The sequence below is a fragment of the Chryseobacterium indologenes genome, from assembly GCF_018362995.1.
In the GTDB taxonomy this organism is placed as follows: Bacteria; Bacteroidota; Bacteroidia; order Flavobacteriales; family Weeksellaceae; genus Chryseobacterium; species Chryseobacterium indologenes_G.
Map to the genome: position 1 here is coordinate 2,391,653 of NZ_CP074372.1, position 23,047 is coordinate 2,414,699.

Genomic DNA, 23,047 nt, shown 5'->3' on the forward strand with positions numbered 1-23,047 from the left:
ATAAAGGATAGATTAGCTCAGTGGCAGAGCACCCGGGTTGACGCAGGTTCGAGCCCTGCATCTATCCTGATATCTGATATAGCTCAGTGGCAGAGCACCCGGCTCTTGGACCGGGAGGACACAGGTTCGAGCCCTGTTATCAGACCAAATAATACAATAATGAACAGGAAATACGAATCTTTCTGTTCTAAGAAGCTAAATTTGTATAGCATAAGAAACATCCATTCTGTAATTTTAAATAATGAGTACGATACCTCAAAGATTAGAAAACGTAAAAAAACTTCAGGCTAAAAGATGGGAAAATGAAGATCACTGGGACACTTTGAATGATCTACTAGTCAAAGAACTGGATGAAATTTTATTGATTGAGCCTGAAAACACTTCTGCTTTGGTTAATATTGGTGCTGTTTATTCTGATATGGGAGAAAACGAAAAGGCTCTGGAGTATTTAAAAATGGCTTTAAACTTAGGTTCTAAAGACAAAAATCTGTTTGTAAACCTGGCTATTGTTCTTGTTTACATGGAAAAGCATCAGGAAGAATATTTAGAATATCTTGAAGAAGCTGAAGATAAAACTGAAGATCCGCTTACTTTTAAAGCTTATTTTGATCCTCAATCCCATTAAAATTCTGTACAATTAAAATTTAAAAATCATGTTACTGGCCATATTACTTCCCTTCTTATCCTTCATTGTCCGTGGAAAAGTTCTCACCGGAATTATCTGCCTGATTTTACAGATCACTCTGATCGGATGGCTTCCTGCCGCTATATGGGCTATTCTTTCTTTAAACAATGAAAGAGCGGATAAACGTAATGACAAACTGATTAAAGCAATGCGAAAAAATCAAAAGTAACTTATCAATTCCCGACGCAAGCAATACTTTAATAATATATAACAGCATTTGGGTTCTGATATAATTGTCGTAAATTTACATAGGCCTTTCTCACCGGAGAAAATTACCGGAATGATAAAATTCCTTTGACTGAAAGATTTTCAAAGTCTGAAACGTATTAGTTTAACATCAAAAGAACCGTCAATTTCTTTATGCTATGAAAGAAAATAAATACGACAATCCGTCATTTTTTGACCAGTACGAAAAAATGCTCCGCTCACAGATAGGATTGGAAGGAGCCGGAGAATGGCATACTTTGAAAAATATGCTGCCTGATTTTCATGGAAAAGATATTCTTGACCTAGGTTGTGGTTTTGGATGGCACTGCCGTTATGCCATGGAAAATGGTGCAGAATCCGTGATCGGAATTGATCTTTCGGAAAGAATGCTGGCAAAAGCTCAGGAAATTAATAGTCTGGAAGGAATCCGATATGAAAGAAAAGCTCTGGAAGATGTTGATTATCCTGCTGAAAAATTTGATATCATATTGAGTTCGCTCACATTGCATTATGTAGAATCATTCGATACTATAGTTCAGCATATTTACAAATGGCTGAGTCCCGGAGGATCTTTTGTCTTTTCAGTGGAGCATCCTGTTTTCACGGCTGAAGGCGGTCAGGACTGGGTATATGATAAAAACGGCGAAAAAACCTGTTGGCCCGTAGACCGTTATTTTATGGAAGGAAAAAGAAACACTACTTTTTTAGGAGAAAATGTGATTAAATACCACCGTACCTTAACTTCTTATTTAAATACTTTATTGAAACACGGCTTCAAAATCAAAGAAATTATTGAACCGGAACCAGGTCAGGAAATGTTGAAAGAAATCCCGGAGATGAAAGAAGAACTCCGCAGACCTATGATGTTGTTAATCTCAGTGGAAAAATAGTTTCTTATAAAAACTCATTCTATTTTTTAGAAAAAAACACAAATCACTATATTGTATAACATAGTAATAATAATTAATTATATCTTTGTATAACAAATTACATAAATATGGTTATTAAAAAACTAACTTCCTTTTTGATATTGCTTCTGTTTTTCAGCAATATAATTGATGCTCAAATCCATACTAAAGGATATGAAAAGAAAATTGACAGTATTATCCAGACAGAATTCGGGAATGAAAATGAACCCGGCGGCGTTTTCCTGATTACTCAAAAGGGAAAGAATCTCTACCGGAAAGCATTTGGAAAAGCCAATCTTGAACTCAATGTCAATATGACCCCGGAGAATGTTTTCCAGATCGGATCTATGACCAAACAGTTTACCGCTGTAGCTATTCTGATGCTGGAACAACAGGGCAAACTTACTGTCAACGACCCCATTTCCAAATACATTAAAGATTATCCTAACGGAGATAAAATTACCATTCATCACCTTCTGACACACACCTCAGGAATTAAGGATTTTACCAAAATGAAATCCATTTCTTCGATTGCACAAAAAGAGATGAAGCCTGAAGAAATGGTTAATTTTTTCAAGAATGAACCTGTAGATTTTGCTCCCGGAGAAAAGTTTGATTACAACAATTCCGGATACGTAGTTTTAGGCTATATCATTGAACTGGTTTCCGGAACTTCTTATGAAGATTTTATTAAGAAAAATATTTTTGATAAAATAGGAATGATCCATTCTTATTACGCTTCTGATAGAAAAATGATCCCTCAAAGAGCCTATGGTTATCACAAAAAAGAACAGGGATTTGTCAATAAAACGGTCATCAGTTTCAGTGTTCCTTTTTCTTCAGGTTCACTGATGTCTACTGTAGATGATATGCTGAAATGGCAGCAGGTTTTACTTCAGAATATCTTGCTGAATTCAACAGAAACCCAAAAAGCATTTAAGAAATATAAATTAAGCAATGGTGAAGAATTTACCTACGGATACGGATGGCATTTGAAAGATATTAATGGAACTCCAGACCGGGAACATGGTGGAAGTGTATTTGGATTTAAAAGCATGGGTGTTTATATCCCCAGTGAGGATATCTATGTGATAGGATTCAGCAACTGTGACTGCCACTCTCCTACTGAAGTGACCAGAAATATTGCAAAAGCGACGTTAAGTGAAGTCAAAACCTCATCAAAAAAAACAAACAAATAATCCTGATTATTTTTTCCGCCTTATTTCAGGAAGAACATGATTAGGAACTCTGAAAACTGAAGCTATGACAAAAACCAGGCAGAGAATATTGATCAATACGGCTACTGAAAATGCATTGTGATAATGCTTTACCAAAGGTTTCATTCCCAGAAAATAGTAGAAAACACTTCCTACAGCAACAATTCCAATGATGGCAGCTACCTGCTGAAAAGTATTATAGACCCCGGATGCATTTCCAATAAGCTTTTCAGACATTCCCGACAGGGCAATATTGGCCAGCGAAGGAATGATTGAGCCTACTCCCAGCCCATGCAGAAACAACAGCAGGCAGAAAATGGGAAAGCCAATCTGTATTCTGAATAAAAACAGCTGAAGAATAAGAATAACAATAATAAAGCTCAGCCCTGCAATCAGGGCTTTTTTCCCATATCTCAAAATCAGTTTTACAGAAACTGCGGACGCCAGTATGAATCCCAGTCCCTGAAAGACTATAATTTCTCCAGCGGCTAACGGACTGATCTTTAATCCATTCTGAAAAAAAAGCGACAGAATATAAAAATAGGAATCCAGCATAATGAAGAAGAAGGAAACTGCCAAAATTCCCAGATTAAAATTTTTATAATGGAACAGTTCAAAATCAATCAGATAAGAACGTTTATTTTGTACTCTTCTCTTCTGATTTTTGATAAAACCGAAAATAATTCCGGCTGAGATAACCATCAGTGCAGCATTTTTGAAATGAAAACCTTCATGTTCAGACATCGTAAGAGCATAAGTAGCACAGAACAATCCTGCAGAAAGCATGGCAACACCACCCATATCAAAAGACTGCTTTACTGAAGTTTTGGATTCATTTAATAATTTCAGGCTAAGAAAAATTGCGGGCAGACATATAGGAATATTCATCAGAAAAATAAGTCTCCAGGGCTCTTCCATGATTGTAAGCGATGAAAAATATCCACCGAGAAACTGTCCCATAATGGTTCCTATTCCAATAGTGATCCCATACCAACCCATGGCTTTTGTACGCTCATGATGAGCAGTAAATAAAATCTGAATCATGGAAAGAACCTGTGGAGCCATCATTGCAGCACTTATCCCCTGTACAAATCTCGAAATAACAAGTTGCTCAGCTCCTGCGGAAATTCCGCAAGCCATAGAACTTACCATAAAAGCTATTAATCCGATGATATAGATCTTTTTTCTTCCGTAGAGATCGCCCAACCGGCCTCCGGTAATCAGAAAAGAAGCAAATCCGATAAGATAAGCCGCAATCATAAACTGCATTTCACCGTTGGAAGCATGAAGATCACGCTGTATGGAAGGTATAGACACATTAATGATAAAAATATCCATAATCGTCAGTAACTGACCAAAGAGTATAACCAATAATTTCAAATACTTATGTTTCATTTTTATATAGATATATCTATTTTTTAATATTCAAAAAAAATTAGGGTAATAAACCCTGAACAATTTTTTTAACCTGATCAAAAGAATCATTTTGTTTGCTGATGGTGGAGGTTACAACCGCTCCTTCTATTAACAGGAAAATATTTTCTGTTACTAAATCAATATCAGAAAGTTTTCCTTGTACACCATATTCTTTTACAAGTGTTTTAATCAGATCTTTCTGTTTTTGTTTATGATGCTTGGCAAAACTAGAAACAGAAGGATTTCCCTCTCCTATTTCAGAAACTATTTTTATGAAATGACATCCTGCAAACTTAGAGGTTTTTTGTAGTTTCTTCCTGTAATCAATGAGTGCCAGAAGTTTTTCTCTGGGTTCTGAAATGCTGGACATGCTGTTTTCGTACCCCTCAAACCAGCTCAGTTCTTCTTTGATCAGATAAGCCTGAAGAAGATCGTTTTTAGATGAAAAGTGGTTGTACAGTGAACCGATGGCAATATCAGCTTCTGCAATAATCTGGTTGATTCCTGTAGAATTGAATCCTTGCTTATAAAATAAATCTGAGGCAACCCTGATAATCCTCTCGCGAACTTTTTCTTTTTTCATCGTGAAAATTTTTACAAATCTAAACAAAAAATAGATAAGTCTATCTATTTTTAAAATACAGATAAAAACTTTATTTTAGATCAAAAAAATAATCCCTGCCATGAAATCTCCGTTTCCTTCTTCCTGTTTTTATTACTAATAACTGTATCTTGCAGTCAATCATAGAAAACTAACCTTGGAAAAAATATGAAATCGACTAATCCTGTAGTATATTTTGAAATCCCTGTGCATGATCTGGAGCGTGCAGAAAAGTTCTATTCTGCTGTTTTCAACTTTAGTTTTGAGAAAGAAATCATAGACCGTTATGAGATGGCACTGTTTCCTTTTGAAGAAAAAAACAGTGGGATTACAGGAGCTCTGGCTAAAGGTGATGTCTACAAACCTTCCAAAAGCGGTGTTATTATTTATTTTAAAACAGAGAGTATTGATTATACCCTGAAAAAGGCTGTACAACATGGAGGAACTGTTTTCTATCCTAAAAAACAGATGAAAAGTATGGTTTTGCCGTAGCAGAATTTGAAGATTCAGAAGGAAACAGAATTGCACTGCATGAGACGGTAAAATAGTTATACCATTCGCTACATATTATTTTTTTAAATAAGATTGAAGCATATTTTGTATCTTTCAATAACCATTTTCAAAAGATTATCTGGTAAATACCTATGGCGGAAGAACTTTATTTCATCAAAACCAACCCTACTATTGCCAAAATTAATTTGTACAATAAGCTTGACCGTGAAGAGGAAAATATTCTACAATTCCTGCCATCTGATGCAAAACACACACTTGAAAATATCAAAAACAAGGTAAAGGATTCTGTTGAAGAACTTACTCAGGAGGAGCTTCTCCTTATTTTTCAATGGTTTAGTAAAGTATATTCTTCAGATCATGAGGAAGCTAAAACACAGCTTTTTATCAATGGTATTGATCTTTTTTATGAAATACCGACAACCGTTCATGCCGAAAACTTTCTCCAGATTCTTTCAGATTATGAAAAGCTCCTGAAACAGGACATGAATTATATTGTAGATTCCAAAAACTTCAATCAATTCCTGATCTACGGAATATTTCTCACAGAAATTATCAATAGAGACCAGCATCAGGATAATATACTTTGTGAATACCTGAAACCGGACAACCAATCTTTATATCTTCTGGCAGAAAACCAATGTGATTCAAAAGAATTTGACGGAAAAATCATTCCTGAGCTTCAACATCATTTTGCTGATCTGTATGATCTGACCAAGTTTTACAAAGGTCCTATTATCAAACTGGAACAGGAATAAAACCCTTGCATTCGCTTTTAGCTGTCCTGATATCCTTCATTGTTATCGGGACTAAATTTCTTTATCCTTATTCAAAGGGGTAAGTTTAAAAAATATTCTTCTGCTCATGTAACATTCCTGATTCAATAATTGTCTTGTATATATAATCGAAAGAATGCTGCTGATAAAAAAGTACAACTGAGATTAACCAGAATGATTGAATCAGGATAAAAACTATACCACAGCCAGCAGTCTCTTTTACGATGTAGATTTGTTGGCTTTTTTATTTATTTACAGCCAAATTCTTTACTGCAACAAAATAATATACCATTCCTCCGGCAAAATAAGCAAGTACATCAAAAGCATCTCCGGTAAATTGAGCAGATAGTTTCGGGCAAAGCACTTCAAACAAAAAAGACAGATAGAGCACTGAAGTCAATATAAATTTTAGATCTGGTTTCCATAGATAGCCTAAGATTGAATTCATCGTATATTCTATCAGATAACAATACATAGGAACAGTAATACCGTCCGTAAAATAATCATTGATAACGGGAATATAAATTCCGTTTTGTCTCAGCAAAACAATCATTCCCCAGGCTGCCAGTCCCAGCAGAAACCAATATGAAATTCTTTTTTTCATCACATGTGGAGTACTGCCATTATTATCCCAAGAACAACCTGCAGTATTTTGGATATAACTTCCTGAGGATCTGTTTTGCTTTCATCCTCGTTTTTGCCTGCTGATTCGTAATCAAATTTTGGTTTGCCTTCCATTGTCTTATGATTTTATTCTGCAAATATATAAAATTAGAACAATTGTTCTAATTTTAAAAATATGATTTATATCCGTTCTTATATTCTTATCTTTGAGCTATGAAGACCAAGGATAAAATTCTGTCTAAAGCGCTGGAGTTATTTAATGAAAAGGGATATAATAATATCACCACAAGGCATATTGCGGCTGACCTCAACATCAGTGCAGGCAATCTGCATTACCATTTCAGGCACTCGGAAGACATTATTAAAATTCTTTTCTCAGAGCTTACCCAGAAAATGGATGAGCTTCTGAACCAAATGAAAAAACTGGAGAATAAAAGTCTGGAAGATCTTTATCAGTTTACCTATTCTACCTGTGAGATCTTTTATTTTTACCGTTTTATATTTATTAATTTTATAGATATACTCAACCGGATTCCTGAAATAGAATCCAGGTATGAAGGGATCAATTTCAGCAGAAAAGAGGAATTTCAGCTCATCTTTTCAGATCTTCAAAAGAGTAATATTTTCCAGAAAGATGTTCCTCATTTTATCGTAGATTGTCTTACTGAACAGATATTCATTATTGCAGACAACTGGCTTACTCACAACAGGCTTATTTTAAAACTCAGTCCCCAAGAAGCAATACAACATTATACGCTTCTGCAGATGAATCTTTTCTATCCACTTCTTAATAAAGAACAGCAAAAACTTTATGAGCAGCAATACATCCAATAGTCACAGTATCACCATCAGAAAAGGGCTCAGGAAAGATCTCCCGGAAATGCTGGAGCTTTTCACATCCACTATAGATGAGGTATGCAAAAAAGACTACAATCCCCAACAACTTGAAGCATGGAAATCCGGTGCAGAAAACGAGAAAAGATGGATGAATGTGATCAGCAGTCAGTATGTTTTAATTGCTGAAAATAGAAATCAGATCAGAGGATTCTGTACTCTTGATAAGGGAAACTATATTGACCTGCTTTTTGTACACAAAGATTATCAGCAAAAAGGGACAGCAGTGATGCTTTACCATGAAATTGAAAAGGAAGCTCTGAAGCATGATACGAAACAAATTACAGCAGATGTAAGCAAAACCGCCAGACCATTTTTTGAAAAGATGGGTTTTCATGTAATTGAAGAACAGACTGTTCATGTAAAGGGAATTGCCCTTACTAATTATAAAATGGCAAAAAACTTTTCTTAATTTCTTAATTATGGAATTAACACCGGAATATAATGAGTTTAGGATTTCAGTTCCTCAGGAATTTGAAAATGTATTTACTCATTTTTATTTTGCTGAAAATACTTCCGATCTATCTGTTACCAAAACTCTTTTACCCACGTACCAGACGATTCTGCTGTTCTGCTTTGGAGAAAGTACTACAATGTCTACCCGGGAGAAGACGATCATTGGTGTTGATAAATGTATGGTATTTGGTCCGGTAAGACAATCTTTTGAATATACGCTTCCTGCAGGCTGTTCTATTCTGGTAGCCAATTTTAAAGATGATGCTTTCTTCAGATTTTTTGGAAAAATATCCATTGAACAATTGGTAAGGCATCCTGATGAACTGCTGGAGGAAAATTGTTTTACAGATCTGTGGCAACAGTTGAAAAAATTAGCTTCAACTCAAGAACAAGTAAATCACATCCTTGAATTCTGCAAACCTTATCTTCAACATCAGGATATTACCAGTAAACTTTTGAGCAGTTTTGAAAATGATCTTTTGAATCCGGTCAAAGTAATTGCAGAACAGACTCAGCAGACGGAAAGAAATATTCAGCGCAAGCAGAAAGAGCAATTCGGATATTCTTTGAAAGAGCTTAACCGCTATAACCGTTTTTTAAAAGCTGTAAAAGTCATAGAAGAGGCAACCGGAAAGCACAATAAAGTGAAGTGGTTTACCATCATTGATGAATGTGGTTATTATGATCAAAGCCAGCTTATTCATGATTTCAAACATTTTATGAACATTTCGCCAGCTCAGTATTTAAAATTTCAGCAGGAGATCTGCAATCCAAAATCCAAATAGCCCGTTTCGTTTTCTTACAATTTTTGAAAAGTACATCCGGCTACTTTTGTCTCAATAATCTTAACAAGAAAAACAATGAGACATTTAATAATTTACGCCCATCCGAATGAGAACAGTTTAAATCATCAACTTTTAAACACCGTTATTAAAACGCTTGAATCCCGAAATCAGGAAATTGTAGTAAGAGATCTGTATGCAACAGGTTTTGATCCTGTACTTTCTTTGGCTGATATGCAGGGACAGCGCATGGGAAAAGTAGCTGATGATATACAAGTTGAACAGGATTATATTTCCTGGGCAGAACAGATTACTTTTATTTATCCTGTCTGGTGGACAGGTCTTCCTGCAATGATGAAAGGTTATATAGACCGGGTCTTTAGTTACGGATTTGCTTATCGTTATGATCAGGGTATACAGAAAGGACTTCTGACGGGTAAAAAAACTGTCATTATCAATACCCACGGAAAATCTCATGAAGAATATGAACAAACCGGAATGGATAAAGCCCTTACTCTAACCTCGGATAATGGAATTTTCATCTACTCCGGACTGGAAATTATCCGACATTTATTTTTTGATAAGGCAGATAAAGCGGCTCCCGAAGATATTGAAATCTGGGAAGATCAAATTAAAAACTTATATTCTGAACATGTCCTTAATTATTAAATAACAATTCATGAAAACAAACACTGATAAACAAACCGTTAATCCTTTATTAATCAACACTTATAAGCCGACAAAGAAAATAATAAAATACGGTTTTTACATCTTTATCCTGTATTTTGCTTTTAAAGGATTTATGGCATGAAATTAGCTTCAAAAATCGCAAGTAAAATTGTTTTGAACCATTATTTTAAGCCATTAAGATAGATGGATGGTTAAGTTTTTTTTAAAACAAATCTTGTTATAACCCTGCAATACGTCTTAATGGTTTAAATATTGGATCCTCAGAAATTCTGTACATTTACAACATCATGAAACATTTAAACAGTATACTACGTCTTCCATTCTTCAGTGAATATTACGTTCCGAGCTATCGTTCGGGAAGAGTTTCTATATCTGTAATTCAATAAAATAATCTAACGTATATATAGAGCCCGGACAGTACCTGTCCGGGCTTTTCATTTTTAAAACTATTCAACATGATTCATTTACTACAAGAAAATGTGGCTATCATCCTTCCTGAAAATGGTTTGGAAGAAAAACTTACACAAGCCGAAAAGGAAAACAGAAAACTATCTATCAAACTGGGATTTGACCCTACTGCGCCTGACCTGCATCTGGGACACGCGGTAGTACTGAAAAAACTGAAACAATTTCAGGATCTGGGACATCAGATCATTATCGTGGTAGGAAGCTTTACAGCGAGAATTGGTGATCCTACAGGAAAAAATAAAGCCCGAAAGCCTTTAAGTGCTGAAGATGTACAGCATAATGCCCAGACTTATATCAATCAGCTTTCCAAAGTAGTTGATGTTCAGAAGACAAAGATTGTTTTCAATTCTGACTGGCTGGATGCGCTTGACTTTTCAGAGGTTATCCAATTGCTGTCAAAAGTAACTGTTGCTCAACTGATGCACCGCAATGATTTTAATAAAAGATTTACAGAAAATACCCCTATTGCCATGCATGAACTTGTGTACCCCATTCTTCAGGGTTTTGATTCTGTAAAAATTGAGTGCGACATCGAAATGGGCGGCACAGATCAGCTTTTCAACTGTACGATGGGAAGGCAGCTTCAGGAGGTACATGGAATGCCTACACAGATTGTCATGTGTATGCCTCTGCTTAAGGGTCTTGACGGAAAGGAAAAAATGAGTAAGTCACTGAACAATATTATCGGGCTGACAGACGAGCCTAATGAAATGTTTGGAAAGACAATGTCTATTCCCGATGCATTAATTGAGGAATTTATTAACCTGACTACAGATTTCTCGGTGGAAGAAAAAAAGGATCTTGTTTCGAGAATAACGGAAGGTGAAAATCCTATGAATATTAAAAAGCTCATTGCGAAAAATATCATCAGCCAATACCATGATCATGCTTCAGCAGAAAATGCGGAACAATTCTTTATCAATCAGTTTCAGAATAAAAATTTTGAAGAGAAGGTATATGAACCTGTTTCTATACATAATTTGAAGAGTATCCAAAACAAAGTATCTCTTGTGGAACTTTGCCATCAGCTTAAAAATGACCTCAGCAAATCGGCAGTCCGGAGGTTAATTGAAAATGGAGGCATTCAGGTCAATAACATCAAAATAACAGATGCTAATGAAGAAATGGAACTGATCCCTCAAACAAAGATAAAAATCGGGAGAAGAGGTTTTTTTGAGTTAATATGAGGCTGGAAGAGGGAAGTTGGGAGAGGGAAGTTTTTATCAGACGTGAAACATCTGAAATTTTTTGATTGAAATATTTTTAAAACAAAAGTTAAAATTAAAAAACTCAGAAGTTCACTACAGCACAATAGTAACTTCCAGCTTCCCTCCCAGCTTCCACCTTAAACATTACATTATCCAGCTTATTTCAATATCTTCGTTTTCTTAAAACTATTTCCAATGAGCTACATCATGGTTGACATAGAATCGGATGGGCCGATTCCCGGTGATTTTTCAATGGTCTGTTTCGGGGCTGTACTCGTTACAGAGGAACTGGATACCACTTTTTATGGAAAACTGAAGCCGATTTCTGATAAATTCAATCCTGATGCTTTAGCAGTTTCCGGCTTCAGCAGGGAAGAAACAATGAATTTTGATGATCCTGAGACTGTAATGCTCGCCTTTGAAGACTGGATTAAAACGAACTCCAAAGGAAGACCTATTTTCATCAGTGATAATAATGGTTTCGACTGGATGTTTATCTGCTGGTATTTCCATCATTTTCTCGGACGGAATCCTTTTGGCTTTTCTTCCAGAAGACTGTCTGATCTTTACTGCGGTTTGGAAAAGGATACTTTTGCCCAATGGAAACATCTCCGCAAGACTGAGCATACCCATAATCCTGTAGATGATGCCCGGGGAAATGCAGAAGTTTTGCTGCATATGAAAGAGAAAATGGGACTGAAAATTGCATTAAAATAAAATCTAATTTTTATTTTTGAATATGAATCTTGACCTGCGCTACAAACAAGCTGATGCTACCGATATTGATTTTCTTCTCAATCTCAGAATGAAAACAATGAACCCTCATTATGAAAATTCCGGGCTGTCTACTGACAGAGAAACAACTTTGCAAAGAGTTCTGTACCAGTTTGAAAAAGCCAATATTATTCTTTTAAACAATCAACCCCTTGGACTGTTAAAAGTAGACCGAACATTTACCAACATTGAAGTTCTGCAACTTCAGATTGATCCCAGCCAACAAGGTAAGGGACTTGGAAAAAAGATTTTGTCTGATATTCTGGAGGAAGCTTCGTTAGCAGGAAAAACGGTATCATTAAGTGTCTTAAAAACCAATAAGGCACAGCATCTTTATACAAGTCTTGGTTTTAAAATTGTGGGTGAAGATCAGTATTCTTACTTCATGGAAACTGAAAAATCATGAATTGAAAATCATGTAAGTTTTGGCTAAAGCCGGAGTACTTTATTTTTTATTTTAAACGGGCTCTCTTCGACTAAGCTCAGAATTATAGCCCGTTCCTATTGATTTTTTCGCAATGATATTTTATTGATTGGCCATGGTCACATAGATTAATCTTCCTCCTTCTTCTGAGGAAAGCAATATTTTCTTACCATCAGTCAGTTCAACCATTGAACCTGGCGGAATTTCTTTCTGTTCTGTGATATCTTTCATTCCTGACAAACTTTGGTTTACCAATACCCATTTTCCCTGATGGAAGGTAAAATATCCTACAGGCATTTTATCCTGCATCGTCAGGTTTTCGTTGCGTATCACTTTCCTGGAAACATGCCATTTGAATAAATATTGATTGTGATAGACCATCAGTCTGTGGTTTTCCGGTTTCCATACCTCATCATCAAATTTGAAATACAAATCTAAAACAGGTAATGTTCCCTGATGTGGGGTTCCACAGAACGGGCATTTAGGACTGCTGGTATTATCAAAGACATACCATTTTTCGGTACAGCTGGAATTATGGCATGGTTGTATCAGATCTACGGTTTTAAGTAATGCAGCTTCCCATTCATTGGCTGTGGGGCGTCTGATCGGGTCATGCAAACCGTCTATAAAAGTTTTCCGGAATAATTCTGAAATATAAGGACCTGTAACCGTATAAGGAATTTTTTGAGGATCGCCCCAGAATGCATCCCATTTCCGGAGATGATCTGCTTTTATCTGATTGGAAGGGTTTTCCGGATGTTCTACAAACAGGGCTTTTTCTCCCATAGATATAATTTCATCTTTTTCGGAGTCCAGATCCCAGATTTTCCCTCCACGCAAAGGATGTCTTCTTAAAAGGTACATATAAATCAGAACAGCAAGGGCGTGCAGATCTGTTTTTTGATTAGGCAGGTGTCTTCCCGGATCCTGAAGGCTTAAATGTTTTGTTTTCAACACTTCAGGAGCAATAAAATCTGCCGTTCCTATTACTTCCGGTGGAAACAGTTTGGGAACAACAAGGCCATCTATATCAATGATACAGGCAGATTTCGTTACGGGGTCAACCAGAATATTATTGTAAGATAAATCGGAGTGTGCCAACCCCATCTGATGCAGCTTTTTCACACCTCTGCTGATATTGACTGCAATCTGAAAATAACTCAGCCAGTCTCCCAGTTCCGACGGATCCAGTCTCAAGGGATACTGCTGATTCCTGAACATGGGCGCCGTAAACCATTTTCCTACTTTATCCTGACCCTGAATATTTTCGGAACCGATATATCCTTTCGCAAAATAGAATTTATTATGGTAAACAGGAACCACAATTCCTGTAAGTTTATTTCTTTCAACAATATCGTAAGGCCACCTGAATATTTCATTCAGAAAATACTCTGAAGCATTCCCGTTTTGTATACTCTGCAGATAGGTTGAAACAATTCTCATGATTCTTTCTTTTTGCCCTTCATCCAGCGGATTCCGGTAAAAAGCCACCACATAATCTTTATCAGGAGAAAAATAAACATCTTTCACACCGCCCCGGATAGGGTTTTCATCTACATATTCATAGGATTTGGCTGTGTCCAGAACAGAAACAACCTTAATGGTCTTTTTCATGGTATTAATAGATTATTGCCAATGTTCGGTCATCGTGATTTCCTCTGCTCCAGAAATCGCTCCATATTAAAAGCTGTTCATCAATTTTTTCGTCGTTGATAAAATCTGCTTTCGTACGGTCATCATTATTTCCGGCCAGATCTTCAAAAAGTAACTTCCAGCTTCCTGTATCTTCCAGTTTATTTTCTGTGATGAATTTCGGATCATAAATACCATCCGTCATCAGGACGAGATAAGAAAAATCATCCACACAGGTGATCCGGAAACGGGAAGCCATCTGATCGTTGAAAATTTCTTTCATGGTAATAAAACGGGTACCTCCGCTAAACTCTCCTACATCCATCTGATTTAAAAGTTTCACTTCAGAAAAATCAGGATTGATAAGATTAATAGGGCAATCTCCTACTCCAAAGCTAAGAATGACATACCCGAAACTAAACTTTTTAAGTAATACAAAGATCAACGTAGCATGCAGGTCACTTACAGACAGAGCATTTTCTGCTGCCGTTTTTTCCAGTGTCTGATAGACATATAAAACGCTTTCCGATAAAATATTTTTGATATTTTGTTCAGCATCCGATTGCTCTTTATTTGAAGAACCTGAAGCATACATTTGATTGATATTATTTTCAATTTCGCTAACAATTTCCTGTGAATTGAAAAACTGACTGATCGTTGCCGTTGCCAATCTTGAGCCTTCTCTTGCAGCAGCTGCCGAGCCCGCTCCATCTGAAACAGAAACAACATTCCAGTCTTCAGGAAGGTTATTCACTGAAAAATCATCTTCACGGAATTTTCCTTCATGGGCATGGGAACGTCCTCTTTTGGAAGCCACAACAATTTTTTTGTCTGAAAAGGAACCTTTGAAAGAATCTTCTTCCGATTTATAAAAAGCTGCATTTGCATCGCTTGGAATATTTTTCCACAAATCTTTTGGGTCCGCGTTGACAAAGAGCTGTATTTTTTTTGTCTCGATCTGCTTCTGATCATGAATGTGATAAAACTGAACATCCAGATGATACATATTGTTGGTAACCGGAATTCCTGAAATTGTATCGTTTTCAAAAGTAAGGCCAGTTTCTTCAAGACCGCTGATATTCAGAATTTTTATGTTCGGAAAATCTTCCATGTCAAGATGGAATTCATAGAACTGCTTTGCACTGGCATTCATCAATACCCAATGCGCATCTTTGAACTCTTCTTTTTCTCTATAAACAGTAGCCTGTTCCAGCGTCTTTGGCTTAGATTCCGAGGCCGATTTCCTGAAGAATTTACCCATCATTATCCTAAGGTTCTGTTAATATCAAATCCTCCACCGGAAAACCCGTAATAATCCGAGGTTCCGCACCATGGACATTTGCTGTATCCTTCTCCTCTCAGACAGTGAATACCGCCACAGGAGCAGGTTGCCAGCGCAATCGGATTAGCACAGTGAGGACATGAAGTTCCTCCATCCAGCTCTTCTATATTGATTTTAAGATGCGTTTTTTGGTTTGAAGAAAGTCTGTAGTAGGCTTTTTCATCAATTTTATAAGCTCCATCCAGTCTGTAATATCTTGTTGCCATTCCGGGAATGCTTGATTCTGCAAATGCTTTTTTAAATTTCATCAGGTAAAGCTTTTCAGTTTCCTGACATTTCCCGTTTAATACTACAAAATTGTTATCCGGAAATCTCTGTTCCATTTCAGGATCTACTTTCTCCAAAATAAGGGAATCGATTTTAGACAAATTAATTCCTTCTTTTTTGGCTTCTGTAACACTCTGGCTGGTTGTTTTAATAGAATCGGTTACCCATTTGAAAAATTCTTTATAGGAATTCTCATCAGAGTTATTAAACAGCAGTACATTATCTGCTAATGAACCAAGAAGTTTGTAATTTGTATTTTCCCCTATAGATACAGCGATGGTATTGGATTTCCCGCTGTACTTGTTATTCCACCTCTCAATAGCTTTGGTAGCATCATCAGTGGGAACTCCGTCAGTAAAAAGGAAAACGATAGGTTTCCAATCACCTTTTCTTTCATAGGTAGTTTTCACAATATCTCTGTCGATACAATCCATTACTTTGATCAAACCCTGAGAAAGTGATGTGCCACTCCCGATTGGAATTTTAGGTGGATAAAAGCTGATAATATCCTGCATAGGAGTAATCACTTCCGCTTCTCCTGCAAAACCTATCACGGAAATATAAACGGTTTCGAGCGAGTACGGATCTTTTTTTAATTCCCTTATGATATTGGCGATACCTTCCTGTACCTGCTCAATAGGTTCTCCTACCATAGATTCGGAGATGTCTACTAAAAAATAAATAGGCAGTCTTCTCATGCTGTAAAGACAATTTTTTAAATAATAATATTTAGCTCCGATGGTGGTGGAGGCAATGTGATATTTTCTCCCGTATTCTGCGAATGTCCTCCCTGTGTAATGGAAGAACTTACCCATCTGAAAAAAGAAGAAAGGGTGATAGCGTCTGTGGTATCCAGTTTTACCACATGATCGGTCAGTTCTTTCAAAAACTGTTCATCAGCTTTCGGGCCGGCAGCACAACCTACGATGGCTCCAAACTCCAGTCCTCTGATCACTGGAATCATCTGTCTGTATTTCTGAATATCCGAAGGTTTTCCATCGGTAAATATAAAAAGTAACGGTTGCCAGTCTCCTTTTGCATCTGCCGATTCTTTTACCATCTCTTTCTTCACCAATTCTGAAACCATTTCCAATGCAGCTCCCGTATGGGTTGGCCCGCTATCCGGACAGGTAATTTCCATAGGATAAAAGCTCGCCAGATCTGTTAAAGGAATAATATTTTTCACTTCTCTATCGAAGGTAATAACGCTCAGATGCAGACTGTCCATCGCTTGCGGATCTGCGCGAAGCATACTGATCAATCCGTTGAATCCATTATTCAGTGCCTGAATAGGCTCACCGTTCATAGAACCTGAGGTATCTAATAAAAAATAAGCTAATAATCTCCTGCTCATTGTATGACAATATTAAGTCTGAAGCCGGCGGAGGGAGTCGGAGACTTCCAAGCCGGCTTTTATTTTGGTTTGATAAAAATTTAGAATCTAGTTGGAATAAGCGTACTGCTGTCTCAGAATATCTATAAAGTTATCTGTATGGTGCGGCTCACCCACGGCACGGAATTTCCAGTCTCCGTTATGACGGTATGCTTCTGCAAAAACCATTGCACACATTCCATTCATACTTGAATCTCCGGAAAGGCTGTATTTTGTAATTTCTTTTCCTGTAGCATCCACCGCACGGATAAATGCATTATCGATCATCCCGAAGTGTTGGTTATTCGTTCTTCCCTGATAAATGGTAACAATGAATACTATTTTCTGATAACTCTGGTCCAGCTGATCCAGCCTTACAATGATCTGCTCATCATCCCCATCTCCCGCTCCGGTTCTGTTGTCTCCTGTAAGCCATACATTCCCGCTTGGGTGCTGCATAGAATTGAAGAAAACCACATCTCCCTGGTAAAGCCCCATCTGCCTTCCGTCATTGGTCTGTACCGTTCTTCCAAGATTGGCTACTTTGCCATTACCATCTAAAAGAAAAGCCACAGCATCAAGGTCATACTCAGCTTCTTTACTGAACAGTTTTCCAAAGAACCCTCCGCCTTGCTTTCTTACATCCCATCCTAAGCCAATGGTTACTTTTGAAAGATCATAAACGCTTTCTCCGCGGTCATTCTTTCTTAAATCTATCGTTTGTCCTTTCTGTAAATTAATTGCCATAGTTATAGTTTTGTGTATTTGATGATTTTATTTGATAATTTGTCCTTTGTAGTATTTCTCTAGAAAGAAACCAAGATCTGCTCTGTATCCTATTCCTGAAGCTTCAAATTTCCAGCTTCCGTTTCTCTTGTACAGCCTTCCGAACTCTACACCGGTTTCAATAGAAAAATCTTCATCTAGCTCATATTTTGCAATTTCCTGGTTTGAATGATTATCAACAACCCGGATATAAGAGTTTCTTACCTGTCCGAAATTCTGTCTTCTTCTTTCAAAATCTTCTATAGTGACTACGAAAAGAATTTCTTCTACCCTTGAATCTACTTTATCAAGGTCTATTACGATGGCTTCATCATCGTCACCATCACTGTTTTTACCACTGGGATCATCTCCTGTATGGGTAAGAGCTCCGTCCGGAGAATTCAGGTTATTGTAAAAAACAAAATATTCTTCGCTTACCAATTTTCTGTCAGAATCAATCATGATTGCAGAAGCATCAAGGTCAAAATCATAGCCGGTTCCTTCGTTGGGATCCCAGCCTAATCCAATCGTCATTTTCGTCAATCCTATCTCGATCTTTTGCCCTTTCTGTAGATTAATTGCCATAGTGTTTTATATTATGATTATTTTTCGCATTAAGATAGAAGTGATTTATGAACTGACCAAATTTATTTATGAAAAAATGATCTCTAGAACGCAATTAAAGCTGCTTAAGTCACCCATCACCATAAAAAAGGTCCAATTAAAAAATTGAACCTTGTATTGTACAAAAGAGTATTAAATTAATTTTCAAAATCCTTGTTGGAAACGGCAGCATTTCTTGCTTTGGCCAGCATAGGAATGGAAATCAGTCCCATCACCAGCATGATCACAATCTGCAGCGGTAAAGAAATAAAGGAATACGTCAATCCCATTTCCCCACCGAAATCAGCACTTTTTCCTACGGATATAAAAAGCGCCATAAAGCCATACTTCATCGCAAGGTTATAAGCCCCAATACCTCCACTGGCAGGAATAATCATTCCCAATGTTCCTACTACGATAATAAAGAAACCGTCTGCAAAGGTAAATGCAGATGTTTCCGGAAGTGCAAAGCAAACCAGATAAGCCGCTAAATAATAACAAATCCAGATTCCTAATGTATAAAGAATGAATTTTCCCTTTTCTTTTAATTTAAAAATGGAAGTGATCCCCTGGAAAATCCCATCAATAAAATTGACAATTTTTCCTAAAAAGGGAATTCCTGAAAGTTTCTTCTTGAATACAAAAAATAAAACGGTTCCTGCAATCAGAATTGAAAGGACCAATACAATCTTATTAGGATTCATATTGATTCCGGAATTTTTATAGAACGACAGAATTGCATCGTATTTAAACAATAATGTCAATCCCAAGAAACCGAGCATACATATCAGATCTACCACCCTTTCCAGAATGATCGTTCCAAAAGACTTGTCCACAGGTACTTTTTCTACCCCATACAAAGCCGTAGCTCTTGCCACTTCACCACTCCTCGGAATGGTAAGGTTCATCAGATATCCGAATGATATAGACCAAAGAGAATTGGAGTTTGAAATTTTGTATCCCATGGGTTCCAGCATCAGATTCCAGCGAATGGCCCTGAACCAATACGCAAGAAGACCAAATACAGATGCAAACAGTACCCAAAGATAATTCGCTTTTGCCAGTGACTTCTGAATGACTTTAAAATCAAGACCTCTTAAGGCAAGCCATAAAAAAAAGCCTGCAAAAGCAAGCGATATTACTATTGTTAATATTGATTTTACCGGACTTTTTGATGTTTTCTCCATGTACTAGGTAAGAAGATTTGTTTTTTCATCCGGGAAAACGATCTTTGGCTGGAAGTCTTTAGCCTCTTCCGGGGTCATCTGCGCATAAGCAATAACAATGATAATATCATCTTTCTGTACTTTTCTTGCCGCAGGCCCGTTCAGACATACTTCTCCGGATTTTCTTTTTCCTTTGATAACGTACGTGTCAAAACGTTCTCCGTTGTTCACATTCACAATATAGACCCTTTCTCCCACTACCAGACCGGCAGCTTCAATAAGATCTTCATCTATTGTTATACTTCCTATATAATTAAGGTCAGAGGCAGTTACTCTCACCCTATGAATCTTAGACTTGAAAACTTCTATTAGCATGTTGCAAATTTATTAATAAAAATTAATAAATCAGGTCTTTAGTATCATTTAAAAACTCCCACAAACACAGGCGTTTAATTTCACAGAACACAAGGATTCCGAAAATTACTTATAGATTTAATAATCATATGGTCAAAAAAATTAATTGTTTATACAGAATTTAGGATTTAATAAATACGAAAAATAATATTAACTTTTTGCTAAAGTCAATAAGCATAAGCATTTGGCATGATTTTAGTAACCTGTAACGTAGATTTTCTGTAAAAAGTGGAATTATCATATTTTAACTGATTTCACCGAAAAGCAAAAAAATTTTACAAGTTTTAATAAAAAAATTGCACAATTAGAAAATAGTATTATATTTGCTATAATTACGAACTAACTTTAATATTAAAAATTATGAACAAGTCTGAATTAATCGACGCAATCGCTAAAGATGCAGGTATCACTAAAGTTGCAGCAAAAGCTGCTTTAGAATCTTTCATTGGTAACGTAACTACTACATTAAAGAAAAAAGACGGAAAAGTGTCTTTAGTAGGTTTCGGTACTTTCTCAGTAGCTGAGAGAGCTGCTAGACAAGGGATTAACCCTGCAACTAAAAAACCGATCAAGATCGCTGCTAAAAAAGTTGCTAAATTTAAAGCTGGAGCTGATTTATCAAATGCAGTTTCAGGTGCTAAGAAAAAATAATCATTCAGATTAAAAAAATTCAAGGGCTGTTTCTTAGAAATAGCCTTTTTTTATTTTTAAATAATAGAGAAATTAAACCATTAAGAAGTTTTTAAGTGGTTAAGAATTATTAAGTTTCGGCTAAAGCCGATATTATTGCAAATAAATAAGCGGGCTAAAGCCCGCTTCTATTGATAGTACAAAGTTTTATATTTTCAGTATTCCTTTTATAATAAAACGATTATCATTAACTTCTAATTTCTAGCTTCTCTAATTCCTCATCTAAGGAGCCAGTCTTGAAATCTTCCAGTCCAGATCTTCCAGCTGGTAAATAATTCTGTCATGAAGACGGTTGGGTCTGCCCTGCCAGAATTCAATCTCATAAGGTCTTGCCAGATATCCACCCCAATTGGCAGGTCTTGGAACTTCAATATTCTCATATTCCTTTTCCAGTTCTTTTAATTTATCTTCCAAAAACTCTCTGTTCGGAATCACCTCGCTCTGTGGAGAAACTACAGCTCCCAACTGACTTCCTTTAGGTCTTGAGTGGAAATAACCATCACTTAAGTTTTCTGCCAGCTTCTCAAGATCTGCTTTAATGATGATCTGCCTTTCAAGATTAGGCCAGAAGAAATGCAGACATGCTTTATGATTGTTTTCTATTGCTTTTCCCTTTCGGCTGTTATAGTTGGTATAAAAAATAAATCCTTCATGGGTATATGCTTTAAGAAGCACCATTCTTGTTCTCGGACACCCGTCTTCCTCTACTGTAGAAACAGCCATAGCATTGGATTCTGAGATCATTGGGCTCTCACTGGCCTCCAAAAACCAGTCTCTGAACTGCTCAATTGGATTTTGTTTTATCTCACTTTCAATAAGTTGGGATTTCTCGTACACTTTTCTTTTGTCGTGCAGGTTTTCCATAAATATTTTTTATTAAATTTGAGTATGAATCACTCATACAAAGGTAAAATATTAATCTCGACACCTGACATTTCCGGCGATATTTTTTCAAGATCGGTAGTGCTGGTTATTGAACATAACGAAAGTGGTGCATTTGGTTTGATCCTGAATAAAAAGAACAGCCAGATGAGCAGCAAGTTCAAAGATTTTTTTGACTTTAAAATTGAGGTGTATGACGGAGGTCCTGTAGAGAACGACAAAGTGTTTTTTATTGTAAAAGGTAAAAGGGTTACTGAGATCTATACAGACATCACAGATGAATATTATCTTACAGAAGATATTGAACGTATCATCAATGCTGTTTTGAGCAGCGAACTGGATATTGAGCACATCAAAATATTTTCAGGGTATTCCGGATGGTCTCCGGGTCAGCTTGACACTGAAGTTCAAAGAAAAATGTGGACGGTAGTAGATGTGTATAATCTGGACTATACGCTTCCAAACGATCAAACTCTCTGGAAATCTATTATGCAGAATCTTGGTGGTGAATTTCTTCTTTGGGCCAATTCTCCTGAAGACATTTCACTGAATTAATGTACTATTTTCATGTCAATCAGACAATTAACAAACTTTAAGATTCCTTTAACCAATTTTAAAGAAAGTTTTTCCGTTCTTTGAAAAACTAAAATCACTGATATGAAAGGTATTACATTACTTGCTTTATCAATATTTTCTACCGCATTTTTATCATTTACTCCCATTAACAAAAAATATATTGTCATAGATGCCGGTCATGGCGGAAATGATTTTGGGGCTACGCATGGTGAAATTCGTGAAAAAAATATATCGTTAAGTGTTGCGAAGGAAATCCAGAAGATCAATGAAAGCCAGGATAAATATGAAATTATTCTGACAAGGGATTCTGACACGTATCCTTCACTTTCTGAAAGAACAGCTCAAATCAATAAACTTAATCCTGAAATGGTCATTTCACTCCATGTCAACTCCTCTCCTGAACAAGAGAGATCTGATAACGGTTTTGAGGTGTATGTTCAAAATTCTGATGTTTCAAAGGAACTTGCGGGAAAAATTTATAAGAAATTCAATGCCCGTAAAATATCGGAGAGCAATCTTCATATTTTAAGAGAAACTAAAGCCCCTGCCGTATTGGTAGAACTTGGATTCATCAATAATTCTGAAAACAGAAATTATATAACAAGTGAAAAAGGGCAGAAAGAAATCGCACAGAAATTTGTTGAAATCATCAACGAATACTAAATAAAATAAACAATTTCTGATTTACTCAGAATAAA

At 36.4% G+C, this 23,047-nt stretch carries 29 protein-coding genes and 2 tRNA genes; 18 read left to right on the forward strand and 13 right to left on the reverse strand.

Going from position 1 to position 23,047, the window contains the following annotated elements:
• Window positions 1-5: 5 nt before the first annotated feature.
• The 6 genes from DYR29_RS10745 (at window position 6) to DYR29_RS10770 (ending at window position 2,999) form a co-directional block, all read left to right on the forward strand.
• Window positions 6-68: transfer RNA gene (locus DYR29_RS10745), tRNA-OTHER, on the forward strand.
• Window positions 69-72: 4 nt separating this feature from the next.
• Window positions 73-145 (forward strand) — tRNA-Lys (locus tag DYR29_RS10750).
• A 96-nt stretch (window positions 146-241) separates the two neighbouring features.
• Complete coding sequence (locus tag DYR29_RS10755) at window positions 242-625, forward strand: tetratricopeptide repeat protein (protein ID WP_213280464.1); 384 nt, start codon at window positions 242-244, stop codon at window positions 623-625.
• A 28-nt stretch (window positions 626-653) separates the two neighbouring features.
• Complete coding sequence (locus DYR29_RS10760) at window positions 654-854, forward strand: YqaE/Pmp3 family membrane protein (RefSeq protein ID WP_213280465.1); 201 nt, start codon at window positions 654-656, stop codon at window positions 852-854.
• 196 nt (window positions 855-1,050) lie between these two features.
• Window positions 1,051-1,782, forward strand: coding sequence for a class I SAM-dependent methyltransferase (locus tag DYR29_RS10765; protein WP_213280466.1), 732 nt, complete (start codon window positions 1,051-1,053; stop codon window positions 1,780-1,782).
• 107 nt (window positions 1,783-1,889) lie between these two features.
• Window positions 1,890-2,999, forward strand: coding sequence for a serine hydrolase domain-containing protein (locus tag DYR29_RS10770; RefSeq protein WP_213280467.1), 1,110 nt, complete (start codon window positions 1,890-1,892; stop codon window positions 2,997-2,999).
• Between the two features lie 6 nt (window positions 3,000-3,005).
• Here the strand turns inward: DYR29_RS10770 and DYR29_RS10775 are convergent, their stop codons facing one another.
• Together DYR29_RS10775 and DYR29_RS10780 are read right to left on the reverse strand one after the other, a co-directional pair.
• A complete protein-coding gene (locus tag DYR29_RS10775; protein ID WP_213280468.1) occupies window positions 3,006-4,412 on the reverse strand; it encodes an MFS transporter in 1,407 nt (468 codons plus the stop codon).
• Between the two features lie 40 nt (window positions 4,413-4,452).
• Window positions 4,453-5,016, reverse strand: a complete 564-nt coding sequence (locus DYR29_RS10780) for a TetR/AcrR family transcriptional regulator (protein WP_213280469.1) — start codon at window positions 5,014-5,016, stop codon at window positions 4,453-4,455.
• A 186-nt stretch (window positions 5,017-5,202) separates the two neighbouring features.
• Here DYR29_RS10780 and DYR29_RS10785 point away from each other — a divergent pair, with 186 nt between their 5' ends.
• The gene (locus tag DYR29_RS10785; protein WP_249413668.1) at window positions 5,203-5,526 is read left to right on the forward strand and encodes a VOC family protein; all 324 of its coding nucleotides are present in this window, start codon (window positions 5,203-5,205) and stop codon (window positions 5,524-5,526) included.
• A 152-nt stretch (window positions 5,527-5,678) separates the two neighbouring features.
• Window positions 5,679-6,302, forward strand: coding sequence for a hypothetical protein (locus DYR29_RS10790; RefSeq protein WP_213280470.1), 624 nt, complete (start codon window positions 5,679-5,681; stop codon window positions 6,300-6,302).
• 262 nt (window positions 6,303-6,564) lie between these two features.
• On the opposite strand, the gene DYR29_RS10795 is transcribed toward DYR29_RS10790, so the two are convergent.
• Window positions 6,565-6,924: a hypothetical protein gene (locus DYR29_RS10795; protein WP_213280471.1), complete on the reverse strand. Its 360-nt coding sequence runs from the start codon at window positions 6,922-6,924 to the stop codon at window positions 6,565-6,567.
• A complete protein-coding gene (locus DYR29_RS22925; RefSeq protein WP_262712106.1) occupies window positions 6,924-7,058 on the reverse strand; it encodes a hypothetical protein in 135 nt (44 codons plus the stop codon). The genes DYR29_RS10795 and DYR29_RS22925 overlap by 1 nt, the downstream gene beginning before the upstream one ends.
• Before the next feature lie 99 nt (window positions 7,059-7,157).
• On the opposite strand from DYR29_RS22925, the gene DYR29_RS10800 reads away from it, so the two are divergent.
• The 7 genes from DYR29_RS10800 (at window position 7,158) to DYR29_RS10830 (ending at window position 12,622) form a co-directional block, all read left to right on the forward strand.
• A complete protein-coding gene (locus DYR29_RS10800) occupies window positions 7,158-7,778 on the forward strand; it encodes a TetR/AcrR family transcriptional regulator (RefSeq protein ID WP_213280472.1) in 621 nt (206 codons plus the stop codon).
• On the forward strand, window positions 7,756-8,250 hold the full coding sequence (locus DYR29_RS10805; RefSeq protein ID WP_213280473.1) for a GNAT family N-acetyltransferase: 495 nt from the start codon (window positions 7,756-7,758) through the stop codon (window positions 8,248-8,250). Before DYR29_RS10800 ends, DYR29_RS10805 begins: the two co-directional genes overlap by 23 nt.
• Window positions 8,251-8,260: 10 nt before the next feature.
• Complete coding sequence (locus DYR29_RS10810; RefSeq protein WP_213280474.1) at window positions 8,261-9,079, forward strand: helix-turn-helix domain-containing protein; 819 nt, start codon at window positions 8,261-8,263, stop codon at window positions 9,077-9,079.
• Between the two features lie 75 nt (window positions 9,080-9,154).
• Complete coding sequence (locus tag DYR29_RS10815) at window positions 9,155-9,745, forward strand: NAD(P)H-dependent oxidoreductase (RefSeq protein WP_213280475.1); 591 nt, start codon at window positions 9,155-9,157, stop codon at window positions 9,743-9,745.
• Window positions 9,746-10,221: 476 nt separating this feature from the next.
• Window positions 10,222-11,421 (forward strand): tyrosine--tRNA ligase, encoded by a 1,200-nt coding sequence (tyrS, locus tag DYR29_RS10820; protein WP_213280476.1) that lies wholly within the window; start codon window positions 10,222-10,224, stop codon window positions 11,419-11,421.
• Between the two features lie 216 nt (window positions 11,422-11,637).
• Complete coding sequence (locus tag DYR29_RS10825; protein WP_213280477.1) at window positions 11,638-12,159, forward strand: 3'-5' exoribonuclease domain-containing protein; 522 nt, start codon at window positions 11,638-11,640, stop codon at window positions 12,157-12,159.
• 22 nt (window positions 12,160-12,181) lie between these two features.
• Window positions 12,182-12,622 (forward strand): GNAT family N-acetyltransferase, encoded by a 441-nt coding sequence (locus tag DYR29_RS10830; RefSeq protein WP_213280478.1) that lies wholly within the window; start codon window positions 12,182-12,184, stop codon window positions 12,620-12,622.
• Window positions 12,623-12,742: 120 nt separating this feature from the next.
• On the opposite strand, the gene DYR29_RS10835 is transcribed toward DYR29_RS10830, so the two are convergent.
• From DYR29_RS10835 to panD, 8 genes are all read right to left on the reverse strand, one after another.
• On the reverse strand, window positions 12,743-14,254 hold the full coding sequence (locus DYR29_RS10835; protein WP_213280479.1) for a helix-hairpin-helix domain-containing protein: 1,512 nt from the start codon (window positions 14,252-14,254) through the stop codon (window positions 12,743-12,745).
• A gap of 4 nt (window positions 14,255-14,258) precedes the next feature.
• Window positions 14,259-15,536 (reverse strand): protein phosphatase 2C domain-containing protein, encoded by a 1,278-nt coding sequence (locus DYR29_RS10840; RefSeq protein ID WP_213280480.1) that lies wholly within the window; start codon window positions 15,534-15,536, stop codon window positions 14,259-14,261.
• Entirely contained in the window at window positions 15,536-16,579 is a 1,044-nt protein-coding gene (locus DYR29_RS10845) for a TerY-C metal binding domain-containing protein (protein WP_213280481.1), read from the reverse strand. Before DYR29_RS10845 ends, DYR29_RS10840 begins: the two co-directional genes overlap by 1 nt.
• 17 nt (window positions 16,580-16,596) lie before the next feature.
• A complete protein-coding gene (locus DYR29_RS10850; protein ID WP_213280482.1) occupies window positions 16,597-17,235 on the reverse strand; it encodes a vWA domain-containing protein in 639 nt (212 codons plus the stop codon).
• 87 nt (window positions 17,236-17,322) lie between these two features.
• Entirely contained in the window at window positions 17,323-18,000 is a 678-nt protein-coding gene (locus DYR29_RS10855; RefSeq protein WP_213280483.1) for a TerD family protein, read from the reverse strand.
• A gap of 27 nt (window positions 18,001-18,027) precedes the next feature.
• A complete protein-coding gene (locus DYR29_RS10860; RefSeq protein ID WP_103232447.1) occupies window positions 18,028-18,603 on the reverse strand; it encodes a TerD family protein in 576 nt (191 codons plus the stop codon).
• Between the two features lie 176 nt (window positions 18,604-18,779).
• Complete coding sequence (locus DYR29_RS10865; protein ID WP_213280484.1) at window positions 18,780-19,808, reverse strand: lysylphosphatidylglycerol synthase transmembrane domain-containing protein; 1,029 nt, start codon at window positions 19,806-19,808, stop codon at window positions 18,780-18,782.
• A 3-nt stretch (window positions 19,809-19,811) separates the two neighbouring features.
• The gene (gene panD, locus DYR29_RS10870) at window positions 19,812-20,162 is read right to left on the reverse strand and encodes an aspartate 1-decarboxylase (RefSeq protein WP_047386679.1); all 351 of its coding nucleotides are present in this window, start codon (window positions 20,160-20,162) and stop codon (window positions 19,812-19,814) included.
• A 399-nt stretch (window positions 20,163-20,561) separates the two neighbouring features.
• Between panD and DYR29_RS10875 the strand changes: the two genes are divergently transcribed.
• Entirely contained in the window at window positions 20,562-20,852 is a 291-nt protein-coding gene (locus DYR29_RS10875) for an HU family DNA-binding protein (protein WP_002976900.1), read from the forward strand.
• 261 nt (window positions 20,853-21,113) lie between these two features.
• Here the strand turns inward: DYR29_RS10875 and pdxH are convergent, their stop codons facing one another.
• Window positions 21,114-21,755, reverse strand: coding sequence for a pyridoxamine 5'-phosphate oxidase (gene pdxH, locus DYR29_RS10880; protein WP_213280485.1), 642 nt, complete (start codon window positions 21,753-21,755; stop codon window positions 21,114-21,116).
• Between the two features lie 24 nt (window positions 21,756-21,779).
• Here pdxH and DYR29_RS10885 point away from each other — a divergent pair, with 24 nt between their 5' ends.
• Both DYR29_RS10885 and DYR29_RS10890 read left to right on the forward strand, forming a co-directional pair.
• Window positions 21,780-22,328, forward strand: coding sequence for a YqgE/AlgH family protein (locus tag DYR29_RS10885; protein WP_047420684.1), 549 nt, complete (start codon window positions 21,780-21,782; stop codon window positions 22,326-22,328).
• 102 nt (window positions 22,329-22,430) lie between these two features.
• Complete coding sequence (locus DYR29_RS10890) at window positions 22,431-23,012, forward strand: N-acetylmuramoyl-L-alanine amidase family protein (protein ID WP_213280486.1); 582 nt, start codon at window positions 22,431-22,433, stop codon at window positions 23,010-23,012.
• The last annotated feature ends 35 nt before the right edge of the window (window positions 23,013-23,047 follow it).

Bases quoted from the DNA above. Each gene is read 5' to 3' on its own strand.
- DYR29_RS10815 (WP_213280475.1), top strand. From the start codon at position 9,155: ATGAGACATTTAATAATTTACGCCCATCCGAATGAGAACAGTTTAAAT.
- DYR29_RS10775 (WP_213280468.1), bottom strand. From the start codon at position 4,412: ATGAAACATAAGTATTTGAAATTATTGGTTATACTCTTTGGTCAGTTA.
- DYR29_RS10785 (WP_249413668.1), top strand. From the start codon at position 5,203: ATGAAATCGACTAATCCTGTAGTATATTTTGAAATCCCTGTGCATGAT.
- DYR29_RS10795 (WP_213280471.1), bottom strand. From the start codon at position 6,924: ATGAAAAAAAGAATTTCATATTGGTTTCTGCTGGGACTGGCAGCCTGG.
- DYR29_RS10850 (WP_213280482.1), bottom strand. From the start codon at position 17,235: ATGAGCAGGAGATTATTAGCTTATTTTTTATTAGATACCTCAGGTTCT.
- DYR29_RS10885 (WP_047420684.1), top strand. From the start codon at position 21,780: ATGAATCACTCATACAAAGGTAAAATATTAATCTCGACACCTGACATT.
- DYR29_RS10860 (WP_103232447.1), bottom strand. From the start codon at position 18,603: ATGGCAATTAATCTACAGAAAGGGCAAAAGATCGAGATAGGATTGACG.
- DYR29_RS10790 (WP_213280470.1), top strand. From the start codon at position 5,679: ATGGCGGAAGAACTTTATTTCATCAAAACCAACCCTACTATTGCCAAA.
- DYR29_RS10875 (WP_002976900.1), top strand. From the start codon at position 20,562: ATGAACAAGTCTGAATTAATCGACGCAATCGCTAAAGATGCAGGTATC.
- DYR29_RS10835 (WP_213280479.1), bottom strand. From the start codon at position 14,254: ATGAAAAAGACCATTAAGGTTGTTTCTGTTCTGGACACAGCCAAATCC.
- DYR29_RS22925 (WP_262712106.1), bottom strand. From the start codon at position 7,058: ATGGAAGGCAAACCAAAATTTGATTACGAATCAGCAGGCAAAAACGAG.
- DYR29_RS10890 (WP_213280486.1), top strand. From the start codon at position 22,431: ATGAAAGGTATTACATTACTTGCTTTATCAATATTTTCTACCGCATTT.
- tyrS (WP_213280476.1), top strand. From the start codon at position 10,222: ATGATTCATTTACTACAAGAAAATGTGGCTATCATCCTTCCTGAAAAT.
- DYR29_RS10765 (WP_213280466.1), top strand. From the start codon at position 1,051: ATGAAAGAAAATAAATACGACAATCCGTCATTTTTTGACCAGTACGAA.
- DYR29_RS10825 (WP_213280477.1), top strand. From the start codon at position 11,638: ATGAGCTACATCATGGTTGACATAGAATCGGATGGGCCGATTCCCGGT.
- DYR29_RS10845 (WP_213280481.1), bottom strand. From the start codon at position 16,579: ATGAGAAGACTGCCTATTTATTTTTTAGTAGACATCTCCGAATCTATG.
- panD (WP_047386679.1), bottom strand. From the start codon at position 20,162: ATGCTAATAGAAGTTTTCAAGTCTAAGATTCATAGGGTGAGAGTAACT.
- DYR29_RS10805 (WP_213280473.1), top strand. From the start codon at position 7,756: ATGAGCAGCAATACATCCAATAGTCACAGTATCACCATCAGAAAAGGG.
- DYR29_RS10855 (WP_213280483.1), bottom strand. From the start codon at position 18,000: ATGGCAATTAATTTACAGAAAGGACAAACGATAGATTTAAGAAAGAAT.
- DYR29_RS10840 (WP_213280480.1), bottom strand. From the start codon at position 15,536: ATGATGGGTAAATTCTTCAGGAAATCGGCCTCGGAATCTAAGCCAAAG.
- DYR29_RS10770 (WP_213280467.1), top strand. From the start codon at position 1,890: ATGGTTATTAAAAAACTAACTTCCTTTTTGATATTGCTTCTGTTTTTC.
- DYR29_RS10865 (WP_213280484.1), bottom strand. From the start codon at position 19,808: ATGGAGAAAACATCAAAAAGTCCGGTAAAATCAATATTAACAATAGTA.
- DYR29_RS10830 (WP_213280478.1), top strand. From the start codon at position 12,182: ATGAATCTTGACCTGCGCTACAAACAAGCTGATGCTACCGATATTGAT.
- DYR29_RS10800 (WP_213280472.1), top strand. From the start codon at position 7,158: ATGAAGACCAAGGATAAAATTCTGTCTAAAGCGCTGGAGTTATTTAAT.
- DYR29_RS10810 (WP_213280474.1), top strand. From the start codon at position 8,261: ATGGAATTAACACCGGAATATAATGAGTTTAGGATTTCAGTTCCTCAG.
- DYR29_RS10755 (WP_213280464.1), top strand. From the start codon at position 242: ATGAGTACGATACCTCAAAGATTAGAAAACGTAAAAAAACTTCAGGCT.
- pdxH (WP_213280485.1), bottom strand. From the start codon at position 21,755: ATGGAAAACCTGCACGACAAAAGAAAAGTGTACGAGAAATCCCAACTT.
- DYR29_RS10780 (WP_213280469.1), bottom strand. From the start codon at position 5,016: ATGAAAAAAGAAAAAGTTCGCGAGAGGATTATCAGGGTTGCCTCAGAT.
- DYR29_RS10760 (WP_213280465.1), top strand. From the start codon at position 654: ATGTTACTGGCCATATTACTTCCCTTCTTATCCTTCATTGTCCGTGGA.